The organism is Rhizobium sp. Rhizsp42 (assembly GCF_047304155.1).
Taxonomy (GTDB): domain Bacteria; phylum Pseudomonadota; class Alphaproteobacteria; order Rhizobiales; family Rhizobiaceae; genus Rhizobium.
Map to the genome: position 1 here is coordinate 1 of NZ_JBGLYS010000049.1, position 22,638 is coordinate 22,638.

Annotated in this window: 20 protein-coding genes and 2 pseudogenes; 13 read left to right on the forward strand and 9 right to left on the reverse strand. The window is 57.9% G+C overall.

Features of this window, described 5'->3' with window-relative positions; genetic code table 11:
• Positions 1 to 138: pseudogene (locus ACCD05_RS28910) on the forward strand (IS5/IS1182 family transposase); the annotation flags it as partial.
• Here the strand turns inward: ACCD05_RS28910 and ACCD05_RS28915 are convergent.
• Positions 125 to 319, reverse strand: coding sequence for a hypothetical protein (locus ACCD05_RS28915; protein WP_413396966.1), 195 nt, complete (start codon positions 317 to 319; stop codon positions 125 to 127). The pseudogene ACCD05_RS28910 and the gene ACCD05_RS28915 overlap by 14 nt on opposite strands.
• Before the next feature lie 33 nt (positions 320 to 352).
• On the opposite strand from ACCD05_RS28915, the pseudogene ACCD05_RS28920 reads away from it, so the two are divergent.
• The 4 genes and pseudogenes from ACCD05_RS28920 to ACCD05_RS28935 all read left to right on the forward strand — a co-directional run bounded on the left by ACCD05_RS28920 (position 353) and on the right by ACCD05_RS28935 (position 3,039).
• Positions 353 to 866, forward strand: a pseudogene (locus ACCD05_RS28920) (RrF2 family transcriptional regulator).
• Positions 867 to 1,460: 594 nt separating this feature from the next.
• Positions 1,461 to 1,634, forward strand: a complete 174-nt coding sequence (locus ACCD05_RS28925) for a DUF3606 domain-containing protein (RefSeq protein ID WP_112436286.1) — start codon at positions 1,461 to 1,463, stop codon at positions 1,632 to 1,634.
• Between the two features lie 3 nt (positions 1,635 to 1,637).
• Entirely contained in the window at positions 1,638 to 2,441 is an 804-nt protein-coding gene (gene xth, locus ACCD05_RS28930; protein ID WP_413396968.1) for an exodeoxyribonuclease III, read from the forward strand.
• Positions 2,442 to 2,799: 358 nt separating this feature from the next.
• The gene (locus ACCD05_RS28935) at positions 2,800 to 3,039 is read left to right on the forward strand and encodes a hypothetical protein (protein ID WP_413396970.1); all 240 of its coding nucleotides are present in this window, start codon (positions 2,800 to 2,802) and stop codon (positions 3,037 to 3,039) included.
• 876 nt (positions 3,040 to 3,915) lie between these two features.
• Here the strand turns inward: ACCD05_RS28935 and ACCD05_RS28940 are convergent.
• On the reverse strand, positions 3,916 to 4,188 hold the full coding sequence (locus ACCD05_RS28940) for a hypothetical protein (protein WP_413396972.1): 273 nt from the start codon (positions 4,186 to 4,188) through the stop codon (positions 3,916 to 3,918).
• Between the two features lie 215 nt (positions 4,189 to 4,403).
• Between ACCD05_RS28940 and ACCD05_RS28945 the strand changes: the two genes are divergently transcribed.
• Positions 4,404 to 4,772: a hypothetical protein gene (locus tag ACCD05_RS28945; protein ID WP_413396974.1), complete on the forward strand. Its 369-nt coding sequence runs from the start codon at positions 4,404 to 4,406 to the stop codon at positions 4,770 to 4,772.
• 428 nt (positions 4,773 to 5,200) lie between these two features.
• Here ACCD05_RS28945 and ACCD05_RS28950 read toward each other — a convergent pair whose 3' ends face one another.
• From ACCD05_RS28950 to ACCD05_RS28965, 4 genes are all read right to left on the reverse strand, one after another.
• On the reverse strand, positions 5,201 to 5,527 hold the full coding sequence (locus tag ACCD05_RS28950) for a DUF982 domain-containing protein (RefSeq protein ID WP_413396976.1): 327 nt from the start codon (positions 5,525 to 5,527) through the stop codon (positions 5,201 to 5,203).
• A gap of 1,243 nt (positions 5,528 to 6,770) precedes the next feature.
• Entirely contained in the window at positions 6,771 to 7,334 is a 564-nt protein-coding gene (locus ACCD05_RS28955; protein WP_413396978.1) for an acyloxyacyl hydrolase, read from the reverse strand.
• 878 nt (positions 7,335 to 8,212) lie between these two features.
• Positions 8,213 to 8,866 (reverse strand): Crp/Fnr family transcriptional regulator, encoded by a 654-nt coding sequence (locus tag ACCD05_RS28960; protein ID WP_162724706.1) that lies wholly within the window; start codon positions 8,864 to 8,866, stop codon positions 8,213 to 8,215.
• A 311-nt stretch (positions 8,867 to 9,177) separates the two neighbouring features.
• Complete coding sequence (locus ACCD05_RS28965) at positions 9,178 to 9,423, reverse strand: DUF982 domain-containing protein (protein WP_111564032.1); 246 nt, start codon at positions 9,421 to 9,423, stop codon at positions 9,178 to 9,180.
• A 309-nt stretch (positions 9,424 to 9,732) separates the two neighbouring features.
• Here ACCD05_RS28965 and ACCD05_RS28970 point away from each other — a divergent pair, with 309 nt between their 5' ends.
• Together ACCD05_RS28970 and ACCD05_RS28975 are read left to right on the forward strand one after the other, a co-directional pair.
• Positions 9,733 to 10,026 (forward strand): DUF982 domain-containing protein, encoded by a 294-nt coding sequence (locus tag ACCD05_RS28970; RefSeq protein WP_111563963.1) that lies wholly within the window; start codon positions 9,733 to 9,735, stop codon positions 10,024 to 10,026.
• Between the two features lie 243 nt (positions 10,027 to 10,269).
• Positions 10,270 to 10,572 carry a hypothetical protein gene (locus ACCD05_RS28975; RefSeq protein ID WP_162718122.1) on the forward strand — a complete coding sequence of 101 codons (303 nt, stop codon included), beginning with the start codon at positions 10,270 to 10,272 and terminating at the stop codon, positions 10,570 to 10,572.
• A 1,383-nt stretch (positions 10,573 to 11,955) separates the two neighbouring features.
• Here ACCD05_RS28975 and ACCD05_RS28980 read toward each other — a convergent pair.
• Positions 11,956 to 12,690 (reverse strand): dienelactone hydrolase family protein, encoded by a 735-nt coding sequence (locus ACCD05_RS28980; RefSeq protein WP_413396981.1) that lies wholly within the window; start codon positions 12,688 to 12,690, stop codon positions 11,956 to 11,958.
• Between the two features lie 489 nt (positions 12,691 to 13,179).
• On the opposite strand from ACCD05_RS28980, the gene ACCD05_RS28985 reads away from it, so the two are divergent.
• Both ACCD05_RS28985 and ACCD05_RS28990 read left to right on the forward strand, forming a co-directional pair.
• Positions 13,180 to 14,724 (forward strand): EAL domain-containing protein, encoded by a 1,545-nt coding sequence (locus ACCD05_RS28985; RefSeq protein ID WP_112436278.1) that lies wholly within the window; start codon positions 13,180 to 13,182, stop codon positions 14,722 to 14,724.
• Positions 14,725 to 15,518: 794 nt separating this feature from the next.
• Positions 15,519 to 16,040 (forward strand): DUF992 domain-containing protein, encoded by a 522-nt coding sequence (locus ACCD05_RS28990; RefSeq protein WP_112436295.1) that lies wholly within the window; start codon positions 15,519 to 15,521, stop codon positions 16,038 to 16,040.
• Positions 16,041 to 16,703: 663 nt separating this feature from the next.
• Here ACCD05_RS28990 and ACCD05_RS28995 read toward each other — a convergent pair.
• On the reverse strand, positions 16,704 to 19,823 hold the full coding sequence (locus ACCD05_RS28995) for a response regulator (protein WP_413396993.1): 3,120 nt from the start codon (positions 19,821 to 19,823) through the stop codon (positions 16,704 to 16,706).
• An 879-nt stretch (positions 19,824 to 20,702) separates the two neighbouring features.
• On the opposite strand from ACCD05_RS28995, the gene ACCD05_RS29000 reads away from it, so the two are divergent.
• Both ACCD05_RS29000 and ACCD05_RS29005 read left to right on the forward strand, forming a co-directional pair.
• On the forward strand, positions 20,703 to 20,894 hold the full coding sequence (locus ACCD05_RS29000) for a CsbD family protein (protein WP_112436275.1): 192 nt from the start codon (positions 20,703 to 20,705) through the stop codon (positions 20,892 to 20,894).
• Between the two features lie 56 nt (positions 20,895 to 20,950).
• Positions 20,951 to 21,295 carry a hypothetical protein gene (locus ACCD05_RS29005; RefSeq protein WP_112950537.1) on the forward strand — a complete coding sequence of 115 codons (345 nt, stop codon included), beginning with the start codon at positions 20,951 to 20,953 and terminating at the stop codon, positions 21,293 to 21,295.
• A gap of 166 nt (positions 21,296 to 21,461) precedes the next feature.
• On the opposite strand, the gene ACCD05_RS29010 is transcribed toward ACCD05_RS29005, so the two are convergent.
• Positions 21,462 to 21,779, reverse strand: a complete 318-nt coding sequence (locus tag ACCD05_RS29010; protein ID WP_112436274.1) for a hypothetical protein — start codon at positions 21,777 to 21,779, stop codon at positions 21,462 to 21,464.
• A gap of 134 nt (positions 21,780 to 21,913) precedes the next feature.
• Here ACCD05_RS29010 and ACCD05_RS29015 point away from each other — a divergent pair, with 134 nt between their 5' ends.
• Entirely contained in the window at positions 21,914 to 22,396 is a 483-nt protein-coding gene (locus ACCD05_RS29015) for a helix-turn-helix domain-containing protein (RefSeq protein ID WP_413396983.1), read from the forward strand.
• Positions 22,397 to 22,638 lie beyond the last annotated feature (242 nt).

The following is a 22,638-nucleotide window of genomic DNA, read 5'->3' on the forward strand; positions in this document are numbered from 1 at the left end:
CAGCGAAACCTCGTCGAGCGATTCTTCAACAAGCTCAAGCAGTTCAGAGGGATTGCCACTCGATATGACAAGGACCCTCAAAACTTCCTAGCAGCCGTAAAACTACTCGCCACCCGCATCTGGATCAGGTCGTTATGAGTCTACGCCCTAATGCGATTTCCACCAGTGCGGCGGCGACGTCGCTGGCCGCGATCGGCTGGAAGTCGATATTCGGAACTTTCACCGCGCCGTCGGCCGTATAAGCGCCAGCCAGGGTCTCGAGGAACTCGTGGAACTGCGTTTCCGGCCAAGGGTACACCATCGTCCGGGCAACAATCATGGATTATTTATATCCACGATTGGGAGATGCAACATGAAACTGAGCGAAGGCGTTGAACAGGCCATTCATTGCACGGCATTCCTGGCGGGGTTGTCCGAGGAGGGCGTGCTATCGGCGGCGGCACTGGCCGAGCTCCACGGCATCTCGACAAGCTATCTGCTCAAGCACCTGCAGGCGCTGTCCGGCGCCGGCATGGTCGCGACCACACCTGGACCGAAGGGTGGCTATCGACTGGCCAAGGCGCCAAAGGACATCAGCCTGCTCGACATCGTCCTCGCGGTCGAGGGGCCGGCGCCCGCCTTCCGGTGCGCCGAAATCCGCCAGCGGGGGCCGAACCCTCTGCCGCGGCGCTACTTCACCCAAGCCCTGCCAGATCAACGCCGCGATGCTGAAGGCCGAGAAGGCCTATCGCGCGGAACTCGCCAAGGTGTCCGTCGCGGACCTTCTGGCGGATCTCGGCGCGGACGACGACGGCGGTATCGCCGCGCGCGGATGCGCCTTCCTTGAACTCCACGAACGCAAGACGGGCAATCGCGCCTCGTCATAGGAGAAAGCAAGCTTCACCGCCTTCGAGCCAATCAGGCCCGTGCCGCCGATGACGACGACCTTCTTCATCTTGGTCATGGTCGCCGTGTAATCCCGGATTCGGTGGACCGGTCGAAAATCGGAACATGAGATTAGAAAATCGAGTTTCGACGCCTTTCGCGCGACCGCATGGTTTCCAATCGCTTCGTGGGGAGAGCGTGCAATTCGAACTGTTGTCGCTTCGCGCGCGTGCTTGGGCGCCCGTCTGATTGGGCTTCGTGTCCCCACTGGACGCGAGCCATGCTCGACCAATCCTCCGCGCTAGGTCAGCGATCGGTTTCCTCGTTCCTTGAAGGATGAATTTTTATTCGCGCCGACCAGCAACATTTTGCCTCGGCTCGGGACAAAGGCAACTCAGCGCCAGTTCCGAAGCGTTTCGCAACTGTGGCGTATCCCGGGCTGCGAGGCTCAGGAAACCACGCCTTGCTTTCCTCGGGGGCTCTCCTGCCCGGCGCGCGACAATGGCCGCGGCATGCGGGGAGTGACTTTCGACCTAGGCGGTGGAACTTCCTGATTCCATGCCCGTTTTCTCGATGTCGAAACTTAGGAGGCTGTCATGACAACCACATCGAGAGGCCGCTCCCAGGACCGTGCGAAAGTCGCCGGCGGTCAGGATCACGAAGTCAAGTACGAAGCGAAGAAGCAAGGCGTATCGAAGGAAACGGTCAAGAAGGCCGTGAAGAACGCTGGAAATTCCCGAAAGAAAGTCGAAGCGGAAATCCGACATTAGCCGGTGAAGCTCGCGACCTATAACGTGAACGGCATAAACGGCCGGCTCGAGATCCTCCTGAGATGGCTGGGAGAGGCCGAGCCGGACGTCTGCTGCCTGCAGGAATTGAAGGCGCCGCGGGAGAAGTTTCCAATCAAGGCAATCGAGGCAGCCGGATACGGCGCGGTCTGGCAAGGCCAAAAAGCGTGGAACGGCGTCGCGATCCTCGCCAAGGGACTGGAACCTCATCTCACAAGGATGGGGCTTCCGGGCGATCCGGAGGACGAGCAAAGCCGCTATATCGAGGCGATCGTCGATGGGATTGTTATTGGTGGCCTATACCTTCCAAACGGCAATCCTTATCCAAGCGCGAAGTTTGACTACAAGCTTCGCTGGTTCAAGCGTCTCCAAGATTACGCGGCCGAGCTGCTGGAACTCGAAGTGCCGGTCGTGCTCGCGGGGGACTACAACGTCATGCCGACCGAGCTAGACGTCTACAAGCCGCAGCGCTGGACAGACGATGCCCTTTTCCGCATCGAGGTGCGGCAGGCGTACAAGAACCTCGTCGGCCAAGGGTGGACGGACGCCCTTCGTCATCTGCATCCAGACAAACGCATCTATACGTTCTGGGATTACTTCAGGAACGCGTATGCCCGCGATGCCGGGCTTCGGATAGATCATTTGCTGCTGAGTTCGGAGGCGGCCGAGAGATTGGCGAAGGCGGAGGTAGATAAGCATGTGCGCGGCTGGGAACACACCAGCGACCATGCTCCCGTCTGGATCGAACTCAGCGATGAACCCGTTAAGAAAAAGAGAAAGAAGCGGTGACTAGGATCGGCGAGCACTTGCCTAAGGGTCATCATTGCCAAATCTCGTGACGCAGATTGCCTGGCGCCATGGTTCATCGGGAAAAGCACATATCAAGGGGTGTGGTAGCCCCCGCGATACGAGCCGCGTGTGACCAGGTAGTGGTGTCGACGTCTTCGCAGGCGCTGGTACAGACACTCTAACGGTAGGATCCACAGAGGCAGGTCTCACACACTTCAATTATCACGGTTGTAATTTTGCTACGGCGCTTTGGCAAGCAGCAGTTACTGCTTCCTTGCCATGAAACATCCTGTATTTCGCGATCTGCAACAGACGGTTAAAGCCGCCGGGCAAGGTCGAATCGTATGCGGCCGAGCAGGTGCGCATCACCATAGCCACCATGGTTTCAGCCTACGGACACGACGCCCTGCAAGCTCAGCTCAACAAGGAGCGCGATCTTCGTCCCAAAGGCTCTCAGGCCCTTGACGAGTACCGGAGGCGCGCCGAAGCCGCTCTCAGCTCGGAACAATCCGACAAGGACCGCATGGAACAGCAGATCGCGGATTATGAAGCAAAACTGGCTGACGCTAACCGCTGCCGCTACTCCCGGTCTTCGTGAGTGGCTACAGTCCAAGTGACAGGACGAGCGCCGCGGCCGAGATCAAGGGCCAGGCGCGGGCAAACGTCCCACTGCCGGACTACCCGGCTGACTGCCGCAAGAAGGAAGCGCACGCGCGTTTACCGGATAACGGCGAGCTGGCTTCGGCTCATAAGCGAGAGAGGGGCGCTCTCGATCGCCAAAATGCTCGAACCGATCGGTGCGCCGATTTCCACGACAACCTGCAGAGCAAGTTCGGCCATCTTTGAAGGTAGCAATGGCCCCTTTGAGCGGGCAATCATAGTGCCGGCGGCCGCTACACCTGGTCCGGCACGTACAAGGTGACGCTAGACTACATATGTAATCCGCTACAGGGGTGGATAGGCCCGGCCCACGTCGCCTCGCCGCCGATCAAATCCACGGTCACGCCAGCCGATCCTCAGCCTTCAGCGCCAGCCGGTAACGACGGCTGGGAAAGGCGAAGGGCTTCGAGTTTTAGGGGGCAACAAGCCCTTCGCCTGTCACTCAAGCGTGTCAGGGCACTCCCAAGCGACCAGGCCATGGTAGCCGATCTGCTAGCGAGAGCAAGATTGAGCCTGTGTCGGTGATAAAAGAAACCCCGCACAAAGCGGGGTTAACTGGAGCGAGGGTAGCCGCGCGGGAATCGGGGGACAAACGCGGCTGTCGCTAAGACACGTGATCGAAGGGAACGTTCCCGGGTCCGATGATTTTCTTGCTGGGCTTCGCGTTCGCAAACAGTTCCTCGTTGCAGCGCAGATCGCTAATGTAGTTGCGGCGCGTTCTTAGACGGGGTCAAGGAGTATCCAGATTAGCCGCAACGGAAAGGCTGTTGACGCGGCTTCGGCCAACTTCGATCGCGCCCACTGGTTCCATGGATTAATGAATCGTACCGTTCAGAAGGTCCCACTCAAACTTTGCGAGTAACAGGGTCGCTTTTTCGATCACATCATTGGCAGCTGCCGAATAGTCCTCAGCCATACCCAGATGGTTCGTGTCTAGCTGGTCCGCGAGTTCATCCAGCATCCACCACAGCTCATCGCCATCACGTTTGGCGATTGAGGCAGAGACACGAAGTCTCCTGGCCAACGTCTCAACATAGAGCTCGCGCTGCGCTATCGACATTTTGGAAAAGTGGGTCAGTCCAGACATTCATCGCTCCCTTTGGGTGCGCTGTCCGAAAACTGAGAGAAGATAGGTGACAACCATTCTTCGAAGAGCAAGTGGTTACATATAGCCGCCGACGAGGCTTTCAAGCTAATATCTGCAAGCCATTGATTTGACGCGAAACGAATCACCTCGGGGTCAGTTGATGAGCATCACCTGTCAGTCGTGCGCATCAACCCGTCAGTCGAAGGTAACGCGTCATGGCCAGCTTTTCCGTTACCCCGATCGAGCCGCTCGAAGTCGAGATCCGCCGCTTTGGGCAGTATGCTCCCGCCGAGACCGTCGAGGAAATGATCAGCTACTTGACATCGGAACAGCCGGATAAGACAAAGCCGGGATTTCATAGCGCGCTGGCGAGATCGATCGACGCCATGGTGATGGCGCCGCCGATCCGCCGCTGCCCGCCCTGCGTTCGTCGATGCCGCCCACGCGGCTGGCATGCACATCCTGCCCGACGATATGGCCTACATCCGGAAGGCGATCTAATCGCCGTCTATTGCTTGCTTTCCCTTACGGCAGCCAACTGCCGCAACTCGACCACGCTGAGGCCGATAAGCGCCTCATATTGATCTCCCACCATCTGGGAGAACTGATGTCGTAGGCTTATGTCGGCAGACGTATCAAGGCGATTGATGGTGTCCAGCGTTCGCTGGATATGGTTTCTGATTGTTGAGTTTTCGAGTGCCATAGCAAAGTGACCTCTGATTGCCTGGCCAATGTACCGGCGAGGGGCGCGGTGGTCATCCTATCAAATAGGCTGGTGCACCCGCGTTGTCCTTGACGAGGGACGGACAGCTGCGCCATGCCTTGTATAAGGGGCTGCACGAGGTGCAGGACCATGGTGCGGTCTGAGCCACTTCATCCGTCGGGAAAAAGAAGCCCGGAAAACCCTTCCCGAGCTTCTCCGCACCGACAACACACGGTTGATGCAAGGGATTGGACGTGCGCGCATCCAATTCCCAAAGCAGCTGAGCCAGACTTTTACGACGCCAACAGATCACGGATGGGAGCTGTGAGCCTTTGCATGGAAACTACCCGTCGCTGCATGCCCCACGCGCGTACCTGTCTTCGGTCCAAAGCCTGCCTCAAGGCAGGCTGCGGAAAAGTACTCACGCGCCACGGTCGGAGGCGTCATTTTCTTTAGCGCGTTACGGCAGGTAACAACTGCTGCATCGTGATATGCGCCACGCCTAGATGGCCATTCGGACTCCAGAAAATCCAGGGCATCCGAAATGCTGCTGAACGACCTCTCGAGGCCATTTGTCAGCCTGATCGTCACAGGGTTTGCCCACAGAACATCAACGGGGCTCATAACATCCTCCATCGCTGCGCCAAGTTGTGATCAATGTCGAAAATCTAATATGTGATTTTCTAGGTTTCAAGTCGTTCTCGATCGCCGTTTTTGAAGAAATTGCTGCTGTAGAAATGGTTTGTCCGCGGCCTGACATCGGTTCACGCCGATCCGCGCCATGAATTCTCGACCTGCTCGTCGATTTCCTTCACCTTTCAGTCCTCTCCGCGGTGCGACCAGATGAGTTTTCGAGCGGATACCCCTCCAACAGAGCGTTCGAAACGATGCTAAAAAAAACCCCGGCATAGGCCAGGGGCTAATTGGGGAAGAGAGCCACGAGGACAAGCATAGGAGTGGCCCCATCGGTAGACGAACGATCAACCATAAAGTTCCCTACCTCAGGAAAAATTCCATGATATCAATGAAGTGTGTGGGCGCCCTGCGTGTCCATCTTATGATGACTACAAGGATGCGTCCAAGCAATGTTTCGGTATGTACGCGTCGCGATGCGCGCTACCTGGGCGATCGGAGCAGATATTCGGAGGCCAACTTCGCATAAGCGCACCGCTTCCCCGCCGCGTGACACCGCCAGAGCCCCCGATGCGACAAAATAGCAAAATCCATGCACGATATGACGAGTCAATTATCCGATATCGTTGGGGCCCTTCAGCGTGCCGGAGCGTGGTCATCCACAACGAGGCGCTCAACGGAACACGAGCACACGAGCGGCGCCCGGCGACTATCATTCGCGACGGAGGAAACCGCGAGAGGGGATTGAGATCCGGTCATTGTCCTCGTGGGTCACTCACCGGATCTCTCGCGTCGCAAGCATTGAGGGGTGTGCGGCGCAAGCAACATTCAGCACCGGCCACGTAGGCGGTGGAGCACGCACGCCGGGCGTGGTTAGCGGGAGATTAATATCAACAGGAAAAAAGCCCGCCGGGGCGTTGGCGGGCCTTTGGCATGACAGGGACCGTTCAGTTCTCGATCAGGTAAATCACAAGCGCCCAAGATTGACACCCCCGCCGAAGGGAGTAGGCACCAGATCCTGCAACGGCGACGCGCTCTTCTCCGCGAGGAGCTGATGCGGGCCGATCGAGCAACCCGCGGGTCCAACCGCCGTCGGATGCTCGTCAGTCCGCGCGTTCGGTGGCGGTGATAATCGCAAATCGTCAATGAGCGTATTGGCTCTCACGACAACGACAATCGCACACGTCCAAACGGCGCGCGGCATGAACCGCTCGCACGGGCAAGCGGGGCCGAGCACCATCGGCGTTTAGAATTTGTAACCGATCTGTACGCCAGCGCGCGTCATGCCGTTGTTCGGTCCGTCGCAGAGATTGGCGTGCGAGGAATGCGCGACTTGCGCCATGACATTCCAGTGCGCGTCGAAGCGATAACCGGCGCCGACATATTCGTGGAAGAGGAAACGACAGCCGAGATCGGGACCATCGGCGCTGTTATCGAGATCGCCATTGTGCCAGACGCCACCGAACCCGGCTTCGGCGAAAACCGTCTCATTGAAGTTTACGGTCCAGGCCAAGCCGCCGAAGATTTGCGTCGCTTCGCCCGAGGTGCCGATCGAGGTGCCTAGGTTCAGGCGGGGACGCGCGAGCGTCTGCTTCCAGTCCGTTGCCGTATCCTGGCCGAACGGGTCGAAGAAGACCGTGACTTCGGGGAAGACGCCATCTTCGTGGCTGTGGCCGTCCTGGATCGACGCCGAGGCACCAAAGCGCAATTCGTCGAAGATCTTTTCATCCGCGTGGGCCAATAATGGCGAAAGCGAAATGTTGACAGCCGCCACGGCGAACAGCAAGACGCGACCCGCCAATGCTTTCATATTCAAACCCATTCCCTAAGCTCGATGTCGGCGAATCACGACACGTGTATGCACACATAGCACCGGCAAGGCCCCGAGAAAGCAACCGTTTTACCTTGCCACGGTATTTTCCTAGCGAGTGCGGCCAATGCGCAACATGATGACGCTTCTTGCCGCCTCACGGGCCAAGGCTTGTCCGTCGAGAGATCATCCAAGGCGAGCCGCGTTGATCGCGATCATCTTAAGACGGCTTACGATGAGACCGAAAGACTGTTTCGCCAACCGCGCAAGCCGCGACCTCGCGCATTGTCTTCCAGCTATTGGCGCGCTCTATCCGTCGAAGCGGTAGGGGTTCGCTCTTCTATGCGCAAGACCAGCATCCGTGAGGCGACACCTGGGTGCCGCTGACCGATCGCTGACCTCAACCAATCCTGCTTCTTCCGCCAAGTTGACCGTCTTTCGACCAACACCCACCGGAAGTGGCTTGAACTGGTCGGTCGTCAGGTGTTGAAGCAGTAGCGCGAGGCGAAGGCTTGGGCCGTAAACGGTCATGCTGGATCCTGTCGTCTCTCCAATGGGCGGACAGCCCGCCACGTAACCGGCGACCGCTCGTCGTTGCGTGGTCCGGCCGGCGGCCGCGAGTTCCATCGAAAGGGGATGTGGAGAGCCGACAAGCGTTGAGGGACTTTGGCCCTCCACCCGCCGAGGAAGCATGGAAGACCTGCTCGGCGGGGGAATAACTCGCCATGAGGCGGCATGTTCCGCCGCAATCACGAGGGAGTGGCGAAGGGTCGCCAGAAACGAAAAGCCCTTCGCCCTATCGGCAAATTGGAGCTGCGTGGCCGTTAAGGCGACAACCCCAAACGTCGACATCCACGAGGGGTTCCTCTTAACGTCCCCTATTGCGCGGCCATCGCGTCGGGTGGCAGCTTCGCCAGCATATCGAACCACGCGTTTTCGGCGGGGCCGTAGAAGTCTCCCGCCGCGTTTTCGAGGCCAGGGCGATCGGTTATTTCAACATATCCCCGCCTTGATTTGATCCAGTGCTCGCCTTCGAAGACATGAAGCCATTCCGTGACGCTGGCGCGCCTGACGTTGATGTAGGCGCCAAGTTCCTCGTGCGTCGCGACGATCTTATCGCCGTCAATCCGATCATGCAGCATAAGCAGCTCGCGGGCGAGATTCTGCTCTATGTTTCCCGCGCGGCCGCTGGCGGCGATCATTGCGGACTGAACATTTCGCCATGCGCGATACCGTTCAAGCCTTGTCGCGAACTCTTCGTCTCGCCGCACAAGCGCCATCAGCGCATCCGGTTGAAGTTCGAACGCCCAGCCGGCGGAGCGCGCCTCAGCGATGAAAAGCGCTGGCGAGACCCCAGTGAAAAGACTTGTGCCGGTCATTCCTTCTCGCCCGATCATGCCCACCTCGACATTCACCGTTGGCGACAAGGGGAAAATAACGGAAATCACGCCCTCTTCAACAAAAAGGGCGCTTTGAACCGCGTGAGGAGGCTTCTCGACTTTCTCTCCGCGTTGGAACGGTCGTCGCTTCAAGAAAGGCTGCAACGACTGCCTGACCTCGGGAGACAGAACGCTCAGCAAGCGATTGCGAAATATCAACATACTCACGGGATATAGCGCGTCGGGCGAAAAAAAAGCTTTTCGTACGCTAACGTACGCTTTTCGCATCGCCCACGCCCGAGAGCCTGCGATCGCGGCAATGGTTACGCGGCCTGAGCATTTAGCCCGCGCCGAAGAGCTGTCGTGTTATGACGAGTTCCTCGTCCTTCGGCTGTCATCACGACGTTCCACAAAAACGCTTGACACTTGGGACCCGCCAAAACGGGCAAGGGAACTGACGAACATCAATGCCTGAGAATCCCCGCCTCCTCAGCCGCTTGAACAAAGGCAAGCTTCGCCGTGGCGGTGGCGATCCGTCCGTCAAGCGCCTGTAGACACGCCCGCCTGGCCGCCGAGAAGGATTTGCCACCTTTGGTCGGCCAAGACGTCATCAGAAATGCCACCGCGTCGCGGCTACATGCGACACAACGGAAGTGATCGGCACTATCGACCATAAGTTCGACCGGCTTGTCCCAAAGATCTTCGCTCATCATAACTCCTTTTCGTCCTGAAAGGGAAAATGCATTTGGCTCGAGCTCGTTCCGCTATCGGACCGAAGTCCTACTTCCGCTCGCGACAAGGATTGGCTTCGGCCTTTCCCCGCACGCTTGCATTAATTCGGCCCCCGATGGTCTTCGCGCGACGGCGCGCGGTAAGCGCGCGCGACGAAATGATTGCCGCGCTGCGGCGCCTTTTGCTTTTGAATCCCAGCCGATTGCGCTAAAAAGTGGGGGGGTTGAAATTCAAGCTTCCGTCCCCAAATCGTGCGCCGCCGAACGCGTCTGAGAAAGGAGAAGACGATGGCAAACACATTGTTTGACGCACCACTTTTTCTGAGGAAACGCCACTACATTCAAGAACTGGCCAGTCTTGAGGACGTCTTCGATTTTTTGGAGGAGTTTCCAGAAGAGGCCAGGGATACAAGATATGAATTACTCGATAAGGCCTGTCGCATGGCCGCGCGAGGCATTGTGCCGCTCCCCGCGATCCGGGAAGGCGTCCGCCGGTTCCTCATAAGGCGACACTTGCTTGCCAACATCGAGGAAGTTCCATTGGTCGCGAAACGTCGATCCGATCGTAACGTGGGTTCATAGGCGCTCGACTGCGCGGTATGATTGCGTGCCCGTTCGAGGCTTTTCGAGCGGGCTCTGTCCCCAGCACCTCGTTTCAACCAGCGGCGCACGGGAGCGTCGGACCCGGTCCCGCCGAGATGACCGCGACATTTCAAACCGGCCGGCACACATTGGTTCCAAGCGTCGCGATATATCCGGACATGAGCCACGTCGGAACCTTGTGGGCTAAGACAGGTTCCTACCTGGAAAGATCGAGGTAAAAAAATGACAAGCGATACGAATAACAAGCGAGAAAATGAACCGATTCCCACGCCAACCTGGAAGCCCAGACCTCCGGAAATGGACCTCGAGCCAGTCCAAGCGCCAGAGCCGACTGACAGCGCGCCGCTGGGCGGCGGCGCTCACCACCACTCAGGGGGTGTTGTCCCAGCGATTCCCAGTCGCGACGAGGCGAACGTGAACCCGGACGAGCCGCTGCCAGAGGACGTCGAGGAAGAAATCCTGTCCGAGGATCCGGGCCGTGAAAATACCAGGTTCGACGAGGAGATGCCCAAGACCAGTCGGTGATTGGTCACGCTCCAGGGAGATTTGCCACATCCAAGAAGATTATGTCCCGCGGACGACGGATTCGCACCATCCGCTTGCATGGTCTGACGGAATAAATTCATGCGATCCTCGCCCTACTAAGGGCGATGAACGATCTCCAGCTTCAAGGGAAGGTTGCCTCTTGGACTAGCCACCAGACAGGCAGGAAGGCGACGATTATCGCGATGGCCCATGCCGAAACAAATTTGATGAGATACTGGCGACGAAACCGTAACTCGTTCCACTCATAATACATTAGTAACTCCTATCCGAACGCAGGAAATCGCGCTTTCGTTCAAGAGTCGAGTGCCAGAATGCAACATAGCCTCGCGAAATGTCGCCTGGCGGGAACGGAAGCTCCCGACTTGAAAACCCGGTCGGTCGAACATCCTGAACGATGGCATAAGCTGGGGGATGGACCTTCAGCCGGCGAACGCGGGCGTTCATTCATTTGAAAAGTGCGAAGCGCGCCACCGAGGCGAGGGGGCGTCAGTGGAAGCGACGCCAAAAACCGAAACTCCGAGTAAGGCCTCAACGCGGGCGCGCACGAGAATTTACACGAAGTCTCCAACACGCAAGCACAGCTTGAGGGCCGCGACTAACGCGCGAAGATGACTTGATGGACCGGCCACGGATCGACAATTAAGGTCGGGACGATGAGATGGGAGCGTAACCCGCCCACTCCCTAAACGAGACTGATGAGGAGAATAGGAGGTGTCCAAGATCGGTGCGGTCGGGGGGCCTCGATCTTGTTGGGGGGCCGAAGCCTAACTATTTTAGGTGAAGTTCCTCGAAGTGGAGACCCGAGATGGAGCCCGCGGTTGTTCAAGTCAGTGAAATTCCGATTGAGATCCTGCCACCTGAAAAGGAAGATGTTCAAGAAAGGGACTTAGTGGTCTGCCTGTGCTGCCTCAAGCCGCGTTCACGCTCCTGGATCGACGATGATGGGTGCGGGATTTGCGAAGAATGCCTCGCGTGTTGAGATCGCGACCGCCCGTTAACGTCTTCATCGGCCCATTTCCGTCTATTGAGACGGGACGGCAAGACCTCGCGGGTTTGACGAACTTCCGACGATCAAATCCCGATTAGGTCCAACTGCCGTCCTTCCTGTCGACCTATTTTCGCGCGGCGGGACGGTGCGGCCGTGCCGCCAAACTCATGCGTCGCCGCCCCTGGGTTTCGATCGTTGAATTGCCTGGCACAACTCCGGCACGTCTGAGGAGGAAACGCGCGGCGCGTTGACACTTCAAATGTCCGAAACCGCATCATCCAACGGGGCCGTGTCATGACTATCCGGCCACGTGAGGCTTCGGATCGACAATGCTAGGGGGCGGCGGGATCTTTGGCATCTAAACCTCCTCCCACCTACCGGATTGTTTCATCAAACAGCTGTAGTAAGCGCCGCCAGTGTCGGTCGGCGCCTGACTCGTCATAGACGCCGTCACGATCAGGTACTGTCCACCCATGATGAACGCCAACATAGCTTTCGAGCGCAAAATCCGCGCCCGAGCGTCGGAAAGCGTCGACGAAACGTGTCGATTGCTCCGGCGGGAAGCTGGCGTCTTCCGACGCGGTACCGACATATATTCGCGCCTTGATGTCCGAAGCCAGGAGGTGAGGGCTGTCCGGTGTATCAGCGGCTAGACCCGCGCCATGGAAACTGGCGACGGCAGCGAAACTTTCTGGGTATTTGGCGGCTACCGAGAGCGCGCGTCGCCCAGCCATGCAATACCCCACCACCCCATACGGCCCTGAGTGACCTTCTCCCTCGAGAGCGGCGATAAACGCGGATGTATCCTCCACCGTCATCGCCGTTGTCGTTTCGTTGATCATCTTGACAAGTTTTTCGCGGGATTGAGGGTCGCCGAAAGAGGAGCCACTAAAAGGGCCGTACGCCCCGAACCGATAAAATAGGTCGGGCAGTAGCACGAAATAGCCGGCGTTGGCCAGCTTTTGAGCCATCGCATCCATTGCGGGGCGAGGCCCCATGGCGTCCATGAAGAAGAGGACAGCACCTTTCACGAAGTTGCCCGTATCCGGGGTGTAGGTCCATGACGGAACCTTCCCACCCGAGGCGGTGATGTCGATCGACCTTTTCATCCCATGTCTCCGATACTTGCGCGCCTGACAGTCAGTTCGCCGAGCTCGTCTCCCATTGACGTGCTGGCTGCCCAGACTTTGCGCTGCCGTTAGCGCCGTGGCAACCTACATGAACGACCGCGTTACACTAAGGGAGATCAGCACGACGTGTCCCAGTCGAATTGTTCTTGTCAACCGTGCACGGGGGCACCCACGGCGTAAAATCGAGGAGACAAGCGATGCGGCCACGGGATTAAAAGACTTTGTCCAGCTCGCCACGGAGCGAGATAATGAAAGAAGCACCAGGTGTGCGCAAATGCGTCGGCTTGTATGTCAAACCATTTTCACGAATGCTATCGTGGCGGATAGCGCTGGCATGTTACATAAAAGATCGGATCGACGTTCGCGATCTTGTATGCGGGTTCGACGATTTTACTAGAGTGGACTACGATCTTGCACTAGGTCACTGTCGCAAGATGTTTGGGAGCTTTGAATTCATGGGGACGGGGGATGGAAGTTTCTTACTTCAACATGACGATGCCCCCCGGGGAGCTACGGTCCCGGCTCGAAATCGCGCTGATGCGCGAGGATATTTGGCCGGCCTTCCAGCCAATCGTTGACCTTCGCTCTGGATCTCTCGCTGGATTTGAGATCCTCGCTCGGTGGAGCGATCCCGAACTCGGGGACATCAGCCCAGCGCAGTTTATTCCCCTTCTCGACAAACATCAGCTCGTTGACATTCTTTTGGAGGCTTTACTGCAATCGGCGTGCGCGGCGGCGGCGAGATGGCAGGGTCGGTTTTTTCTTGCGTTCAACGTTACCCCCGATCAGCTTCTCCGCGATGACTTGCCGGATTGGCTAAGCGCCATAGCTTCGCGAACGGGGTTCCCGCTCGGCCGTGTCCAGATGGAAATCACGGAGAGCTCCTTGATTTCCGATAGTGCGGTTGCCTACCGGACACTCAACCGGCTCAATGAGATCGGAGTCGCAATCTCGCTTGACGATTTCGGAACAGGTTATTCCAGCCTTGCGCGACTAGAGTCCCTCCCTTTCCGTAAGCTCAAGATCGACGCTCAGTTCGTGCGCGGCCTGGAGCATGATAACCGTAAGCGCAGGATTGTGTCGTCAGTCGTCGGTTTGGGCCAGAGTCTCGACATAACGGTTGTCGCCGAGGGCGTCGAGACGGAGACCGAGGCGGCTATACTGCGAGCGCTTGGCTGTCCTTTGGCACAAGGCTGGCTTTTTGGAAAAGGCGTGCCCGCGTCCCAGGCATTCGACGTTTTTCAGCGTCTTCCACAGATGCCTGCCCCAACCTCCTTGCTTGACACGTCTCCGTTCCAGCAACTCCATCAGCTGGAGACTCTATATGAACAGGCTCCCGTCGGCCTCTGCTTCCTTGACCTTCATTTCCGGCACGTGCGGGCGAATGACATCTTTGCGGCAATGCACGGGCTCACCGGACGCGAACTGGAAGGCAAGACGATCTACGATGTCATGGAGGGTGAGATCCTCAAGCGCGTGGAAACCGTCCTGAGCAGGTCGCTGGGCACGGATCCACTTCCACCTCAAGACTATCGCATGGGCAGCAAGGAGTTTCGCGTCTTTGCGCAGAAGGTTTGTGACATCGGCGGCGAGAACCTAGGGTTTTCGGTCGTCGCCATAGATGTGACTGAGCAGAACCTCGTCATCCAAACGCTCCAGCAAAGCGAAGAGCACTTTCGTCGCGCCGTTGAACTCAATCCGGATATCGCCTGGGCTGCCACGGTAGAAGGCGTTGTTTATTACATCAGCCCAACATTCGAGGATCTCCCGAACGATACGATGCAGGACCGCATTGATCGGTGGATGGGAAAGATGCATCCGGAGGACCGGGCGCGGGTACGATCAACCTGGTTGGAATGGATCCCGACGGGAAAGCCGTGGGAGATCCAGTTTAGGATTGCCCGGCCCGATGGAACATACCGCCCAGTCTTGAGCCGTGCTCGCGCCCATCTTGGCGCGGATGGTGCCGTCTTGGGTTGGTATGGGGTCATATCGGGCCATACGATGGAGTAGGCGCGCGAAGGGCGTCCCGCCGGCTCGCGAGTGTGGTTGCGTTCCTCGTGGATGGAGGGATGGGATGGGATGGGAAGTTGCGCGCCAAACTCTATCCCTGGCGGAACGTCTTGGGATTAATCAAGCGGCGAAACCTGACTACGGCGCGCGCATCGCAACGTGTCGGCAGCCAGGGTTCGAAGCTCCGGAAAATCGCATCCCTACGACCATGCACGCTTGTTCGGCTTGAAGGACGTCATAGTCCGGACTTGTGTTTCGTCTGATCGTGAGACAGGAAGATGGACGCACCAATCTCGGACTGGTTCAACGTGTTCGTCTCGTCACAAAATCCGAACGGACCTACATCCGGATAGCAAGATTCAGACCATCGATCATTTTGAAGGTCACAGCGTACCGTCTGCTAGAACCCTAATTCAGTCTGCTTGGTGTCTCCGCTACCCACTCGATTTGATCACTGGGTTCGATGCCACCGGTGCAGTAAACCTCCAGCTTAATTTGGCGAGTCGCGGCTTTTCATCGCTGCCGGTCACGGGGACATCACTTGCGGTTTGAAAGTCGTGTGCGGGTCGAGAAACAACACGTCTCCGCTGCCGATCTTGCGCAGCCGGTGCGACTCGAAAGCTTCGAGCTTCTAATTTCCGTACTCATCGGATTGTTGAATGAATACTGAAGGTATCGTGACAGATCCACAGAGTGTAGTTGATCGCCGTCGATCATGCCGGAAAGCGACGAGCCGTTTGAACGAATTGCCGGGGATGGCGTTTATCGAGAGGGCTGAACAAGAGGACCCCAAGATGAGAAACGCACTCCTGATCACCACATTAGCATCGCTCGCGCTCGTTCCGCAGGCGAACGCCGCGTCGATGCATAAACAGTCCAAGCACTCTCCACAGCACATTGCCGCGACCGAGCCACGGGAACGGTTGGGTACCCTTTCATGCGAAGTCGCGGGTGGGATGGGAATGATCATTGGATCGAGCAAAGCCGTGACTTGCAACTTCAAGCAGCGGACTGGCAAAATCGAGCGCTACACCGGCACGATCGGCAAGCTCGGCGTCGATGTCGGCATCACCGGAAAGTCGTATCTTAGCTGGATCGTTGTCAACACTGCCCCAACGCGAGTTGGCGATAGAGCGCTGGCTGGAACTTATGTCGGCGCATCTGCCGCGGCCTCGGTAGGCGTGGGCTTGGGCGCCAATGCGCTCGTGGGCGGAAATTCCAAGAACTATGCGTTGCAGCCATTGAGCGGCGAGGCGAACACTGGTCTGAACGTGGCCGCGGGCGTGTCCCGTCTCAAGCTTACCGCCGCCCGGTAATCACCAAGAGCAGGCGGGGGCCACCCCTCCGCTTGCTCGATTCTCGCGATTATCTCGAACATGGGCAGTGCGCCGTACAGATTTTCAGACAAGTGGAGGCAACACCGCCTCGGACTGCTCGTGGCTAGAAGTTCTTTCCTTTAATTGGAAACGACGGCCCTTCGCTGGAACACCGCTCCAAACAAGGATGTGTGCTCGTTGATCAAGCGCTCTCTTCGCCCCGATCGTCAGCTAACCCGCATTCTGTATCGCTCACCGGCCGCACTACTTAGCGTTTCACATTCGAGGATTCCTTCGCGATAAGTGCGCGATCCTCACAGTCGGGATGCCAGTCTGCATAGGGAGTGTTGCGTGCGAGGTGGCGATTGTAATCGGGAGCGCCATCGGTCCACCACGGGGTTCCCCGCTCACCAACCGCTACTTTCGCATCGTTCACTCGCCTGCGCGGGCATCCGCCAGTCGCTGCCCTCCTTCGCATCGCGGGCGGGCCACGGCCCGGCGTGGCCGATGTTGCGAAACACACTTCAAGAGGGGTCTCGACAAGCCTTGCCCCTACCGCCACTCCAATGGAAAAGCCCGCTTTAGCGGCTTTTTCCACCAAGAGGCGGTGTCAGAAACCGCAGCCCCATTACGTCGGTCGATCCGCCGGTTCGCATTCAAAGATCAAACACTTTCGATAGAACTCGACAGGACTTTGGACAAGCGGTCGATGGTAAATGGCTTTGGCAGCTGAAGGGCATCCTCGATACCGGACGCTGACTTAGCGCTATCGTCGCCGCTGGCAAACACGATGCGCACGGAAGGCCAGCGCTCCCGAACGTGCCGGGCAAGATCGGTCCCTGACATTCCCGGCAGTCCGACATCCGTGAGCAGGATATCGATGCCGTGTTTCTCCAACACCGCCAAGGCATCCTCGGCCGAGCTTGCTTCGTGAACGTCGTGGCCGAGCTCGTTGACCATATCGACAGTCGACATCAGGATCAGAGGCTCGTCCTCGACGACGAGAACCCGTGCGGCATGGGTGCGGGTTGCCTCTTGGGCGGGATCAGCCGCCTGCTCCTGTCTCCCGAGCCGCTCGACAGCGATCTGGTGCTGGCGTGCGTTGTTCAGCACGTGCCGGATTTTGCGGGCAAGCGCCTCCCGTGTGTAGGGTTTGGATAGTAGCTCGACGCCGGCGTCCAGCCTGCCGCCGTGGACGATCGAGTTTTCCGTGTAACCAGAAGTATAAAGCACCGCCATGCCAGGAAATAGCGCCTTGCACTTCCTTGCGAGTTCCGTGCTGCGCATGGGACCGGGCATCACGACATCGGTGAATAGGAGATCGATCGGGATGCCACTGTTGACGATCGCGAATGCGGACTGGGCATCATGGGCCTTGAGAACGCGATATCCGAGATCCGTCAGAAGGGCGACCGACGTCTCCCGCACCCCGTCGTCGTCTTCAACGACAAGCACGGTCTCCGTGCCGCCCGTCACTGGAAGGGCATTAAGGTTCGCGAGCCCGTCCTCGACCTGGTTTGTCCGCGGCATATAGAGTTTCATTGTCGTGCCATGGCCGACCTCGGTGTAAATCTTGAGGTGGCCGCCGGACTGCTTCAGGAAGCCGTAAACCATCGACAGCCCGAGCCCGCTGCCCCTGCCTTCGGATTTCGTGCTGAAGAATGGCTCAAGCACATGTTCGATGATGTCGGCCGGTATCCCGGATCCCGTGTCGGTGACGGCGACCAGCACATATTGACCAGGACGGACATCCTCGTGAGCGCGAGCGTAATCGTCATCGAGCACGGCGTTTGCCGTTTCGATCGTCAGGCGCCCGCGGCCGGTCATCGCGTCCCTTGCATTTATCGCCAGATTAAGGATGGCGTTTTCCAGCTGGCTGGGGTCGATCAGCGTGTTCCACAACCCGCCGGAAACGACGGTTTCGAGCTCGATCTCTTCTCCCAAGGCGCGGCGAAGCATGTCGTCCATGTTCTGGATCAACTTCCGGCAATCAATGACCTTGGGCTCGAGCGGTTGGCGACGCCCGAACGCCAGCAACTGCGACGCCAGCTTCGCGCCTCGGGCAACGCCAGCCAAGGCGTTCTCAAGGCGCTGTTCAGCCCGAGCGTTGCCGCCGATGTCTTTGGACAGGAGTTGCAAGTTGCCGCTCACGACCTGCAGAAGGTTGTTGAAATCGTGCGCGACGCCTCCGGTGAGATTGCCGAGCGCCTCCATTTTTTGCGCCTGCCGCAGAGCCATCTGCGCGGTTTCGCGCTCTACGGTTTCCCTTTCCAACTGGAGTACCGCGGAACGCAGTTCATGTGTGCGCTGCTCGACACGTTGCTCAAGCGTATGATTGAGGCTCTGAAGTTGATCTTCCGCACGCTTCTGATGTGTGACGTCAAAGCCGTCGACAAAGATGCCAGCCACGTGGCCGCTAGCATCGAATATCGGCTGGTAGATCAGATTGATGAACCGTTCGTCGGGCGTACTGTCGCCATCGCGCCGCAGAAACACCTTTAGGTTCCGTCCGATATACGGCTTGCCCGACAGGTACACTCCATCCAGCAAGTCCAAAAATCCTTGCCCCTCCACTTCGGGCAAGGCTTCCCTTACGCTCAAGCCTAGCAGTTGACGGTTTCCGACCAGTTGTAGGTAGGAGTCGTTGACGAGCTCGAAGATGTGATCCGGTCCACTCAGGATACACATGAAGCTCGGCGCCTGCTGGAACAGGTCTCGCATACGGTCCCGCTCGGCGGTGCGAAGTTCGACCTCCGACGAGAGCTGCTGGTTAAGCTGCTCCAGGGCAACGGCGGCTTGTTCACGCATTTCGGCCGCTTCCGCCAAGGCCGCCGCCCGTTGACGTTCCGTCTCAAACGCTTCAGTGCTCGCCAGCCGCGAGGCGATCTGCCCCGTGATCAGCTTGAGGAAGTCGAGATACTCGTCGTCGACCGCGCGATGGAAATTCAGCCCCGCGATCAGTATTCCTTTCGGCCTACCGCCGCCCTGTCCAATCAGGGGAACGACCGCCGCCTGTTTCGGTGCCTTGGGCCAAGGTCCCGAAGGAATGCCATCAATGCCCGTCAAGCTGACCAGCTCGACGTCCTGCTCCGTCCACGCGCGCTCCAAGTCCCAAAAACCAGCGCTGCCGACGATTTCCGCCGGCATCAATGGATGGCTATCCAGCGCGCCACATACCCACTCCCGTCTTGCGTTACCACTTTCGTCGAAAAGATAAAGCGCACTGAACGGCAGGTCTTGAAGATTGTCCTTTAGAGCGCGATGGGAAGCTCTGATCACGTCAATTCGCGTATCGACGGCGGCGAGTTCCGAGGCCAACGCCCGCATCGTCAAGATGCGCCTCTCGCCAATGACCCGCTTGGTCTCCTCGGCCACGGCGCAGAAAACGCCTTCCACCTTACCAGTGTCGCCGATCAGAGGGCTGTACGAGAACGTGTGATAGGTCTCCTCGGAATAGCCGTTGCGCTCAAGCAGAAGCAAGAGCGCACGGTCCCAAGTGGCTTGACCAGATCCATAAACGGTTTCCAGCCGCTCCCTGATATCGTCCCAGATTTCCGCCCACAAGATTTTCGTCGGCACAGCCAGTGCATTGTGGTGCTTGTTCCCCAGTGTTGGCCGGTAAGCATCGTTATAGAAAAACGCGATGTCAGGCCCCCAACCAAGCCACATTTCGAACTTTGACGTCAACAGCAACCGCAGCGCTACCTTTAGCGCTTCAGGCCATGAATCTGGCGAGCCCAGCGAGCTGGACTCCCAATCATGCTGGCGCATCATTTGCGCCATTTCTCCGTCACCGACGAAGATATCCAGGTATTTATCGGAAGCTTGTACTGTCATCGTATGTCCCGGGGATCGTTGCTGAAGCGACTTAGGCCAATGATAACGCTTGTCCAGCCCGCTAGTAATGAACTGTGCCAATTTTCAGATCTGGAGCAGGAGACTTAGACTCGGACGACATCGGGGCAGCTCGGACGTTCAATCGACTATGATTGGGTCGAGGGCGGTGTCCAACCGCGCGAACTCCGCCACCCGCTCGCGTAGGGCGATCTGCTCTTCCACGAGCTTGCCAAAGTCCGCTAGGATATCCTGCTCGCGAGGCGACCAATGGCGCGGCTGACTGTCAATCGCGCGAAGAGATCCAGGACATCGCCCTCGCTAGTCAGCAAGGGGAATGCCGAGGTAGGCCCAGACGTTCAGCTCTGGGACGGCGAGGTTGTCGCGGACAAGAGGGTCGACGTCGCATCCTCGATAACCAGGGGGCGGCCCTTGCGACCACGTGCTGGCGGAACGAGTGCGTCAGCGGCGTTTCGGGCTCCGTCTTCCAAGGCTCAGGAAGACCGAATGCGCTTTTGAAAAACTGTCGCTTGCTGTCAGCAAGGGAGACGAGAGCGACCGCACATACAAGCTCGCCGCTGTCCATTAGATCGGTCTGGCAGAGAGTGTGTTTTAGCCGGCTAACCCTGACTCTCGTAAGATTCTCCGCGAGTTGCAGTTCCAAAGAACGCGACAATCATCGAAAGTGGAAAACGGCATGAAATGCTCAACTCCCCATCGCCGCCAGCGCCGTCGGTCAAATGACCATTTTCATCGCGCCATCTCCCAGCCGTGGAACGAAACATCCAGTCGCGCTTTTCCTTGAAACCCAACCAAGGAGATCCGACCATGGGAAGCACGTCAGACAAGATCAAAGGCATGGCAAACGAGGTCGCGGGCAACGTCCGCCAGGCCGCGGGCAAGGCCGTCGGCAATCACGAGGAGCAAGCCAAGGGAACCCTCCAGGAAGCCAAGGGCAAGGCTCAGGTCGCCAAGGGTGATGCCAAGGAAGCCGTGAAGAAGGTCGTCGACAAGGCATGACATCGACCGATGTCGCGGGCTCGCGCTCGTCGCGGGCTATCCTTAGGGGTAGGTTCATGAGAATTACAAGATCAGCACTTTACGCCGCCGGATTAGCTTTGCTTTCATGCAGCGCGCAAGCGCAGAGCCAGGCGCCCGCGGATCCGGCGGTCGATGCATGCAAATCGACCGGATTGTTGGCGCTACAAGAGCGTTCACCAGAAATCACGGATCTCGTCCTGGACATGGAAAGTCTCGCTGTGAGCAAGGCCGACACCAAGGTTGGCGACGTGCCTGTGAAGACGGTCATCCTAGGAGAGGCTTACATCAGCCGCAAACAGCAGACTGGTAAACCGGACCGGTTTGTTTGCCTCCTCGGGGAGAAAGGCAAGGTCCTACTCACCTTCTTCACGGCGCAATAGTCGTAGCAGAGCCTCCGAAATTCGATGGAGGTCCAGTTCGAACCCCGTATCAGGGCCGGCGAGCGCAGGCTCCAGAAAGAAGAGAGAGCGGTCCGTGCTTGGGCTGACGCTCTTCATTTTGATGCTGGCTCCTCTATGTCACCTGACGGGGGTGATAAACGAGCGACTATCTCCCGAAAATCGGGGCATCGGGGGGTGATGGTCGATTGCTATCAGCATCCTGGAAAAGCAAGCGAGAGATCTTTTCCTCACGTCTTGCCAAGGGTCGGCCCTTCAATTCCGTCGTCTCGTCGATGAAGATATCGATAACGTCGACCCACCCAAATTCATCGGTTCTCCATCGTAGCGATCGGCGAGTTAAACGCTCAATGCCGAGGACCATCGGCCCTTGGGGTAGATACATATCAAAGATGCCATGTTCATGGTCGATCGCACATCCGAGCTTGCTTTCCAGCCCATTTGAAAATGCGGCCTTCCATTCCACGATCGAGGCAGGTCTCCTTCGATCAGAGCAGCCGATGAAACTAGCCTCACCGCGGACAGGGCCAAGTCACTGAGCCTGGCAAGCTTGGAGAGCCTGACAGACTTAAAACCCCTTTTGAGCTAGGAAGTTCCGAGGTGATCTGCGACATATTGCAATCGACCTATTCATTTTTGACGGAGGAAACATTGGAAAAGCACCCTATGCACGACTTTCGTATGGGCTCGGCTCACGACGGGAGCCCTCATCCCGTCGATGTTCATGTTGGAATGCAAATCGCTACCGCGAGGAAGGCCAAAAGGCTGTCGCAAAGCCAACTGGGCGCGGCTATTGGTGTGACCTTTCAGCAGGTCCAGAAATACGAGCGGGGGACGAACCGCGTTAGCGCCTCCACCATGTTTGCAATGATGCATTTTCTAAACGTTCCATCTGCATATTTCTTCGAAGGTCTTCCTCTTAACTACATGGGAGGAGCCGGAGGCTTCGCTGATCCGGTGACCCCTCAAATGCGTGCTTTTCTAAGCTCAAAGATCGGTTTGGAGATTGTCGAGAAATTGTGCCAGACACCAGTTCCACTTCAGCGGGCGGTGGCGATCGTGGTGGAGAATCTGAAAACATAACCATCCAACGTTGTCCAGCGACGGGTGGTTAACGCGATTTTCGCACCCACGGGGCGCGCGGCGATTGCAAAGACGCTCCACTGACCTATTTCAAATGTTGCGCTGCACAAGGAGCAAACGATGGGTCCCGACCATAATGTGGCTTGCGTCTGATGTTGCGATTGCCAAGGTCGCTATCGAAGTTGCTTCGCGCCCCGGGGAAGATCGGCAAGCCGTTGGAAGTGAAGGTTCGGCCGCGAGCA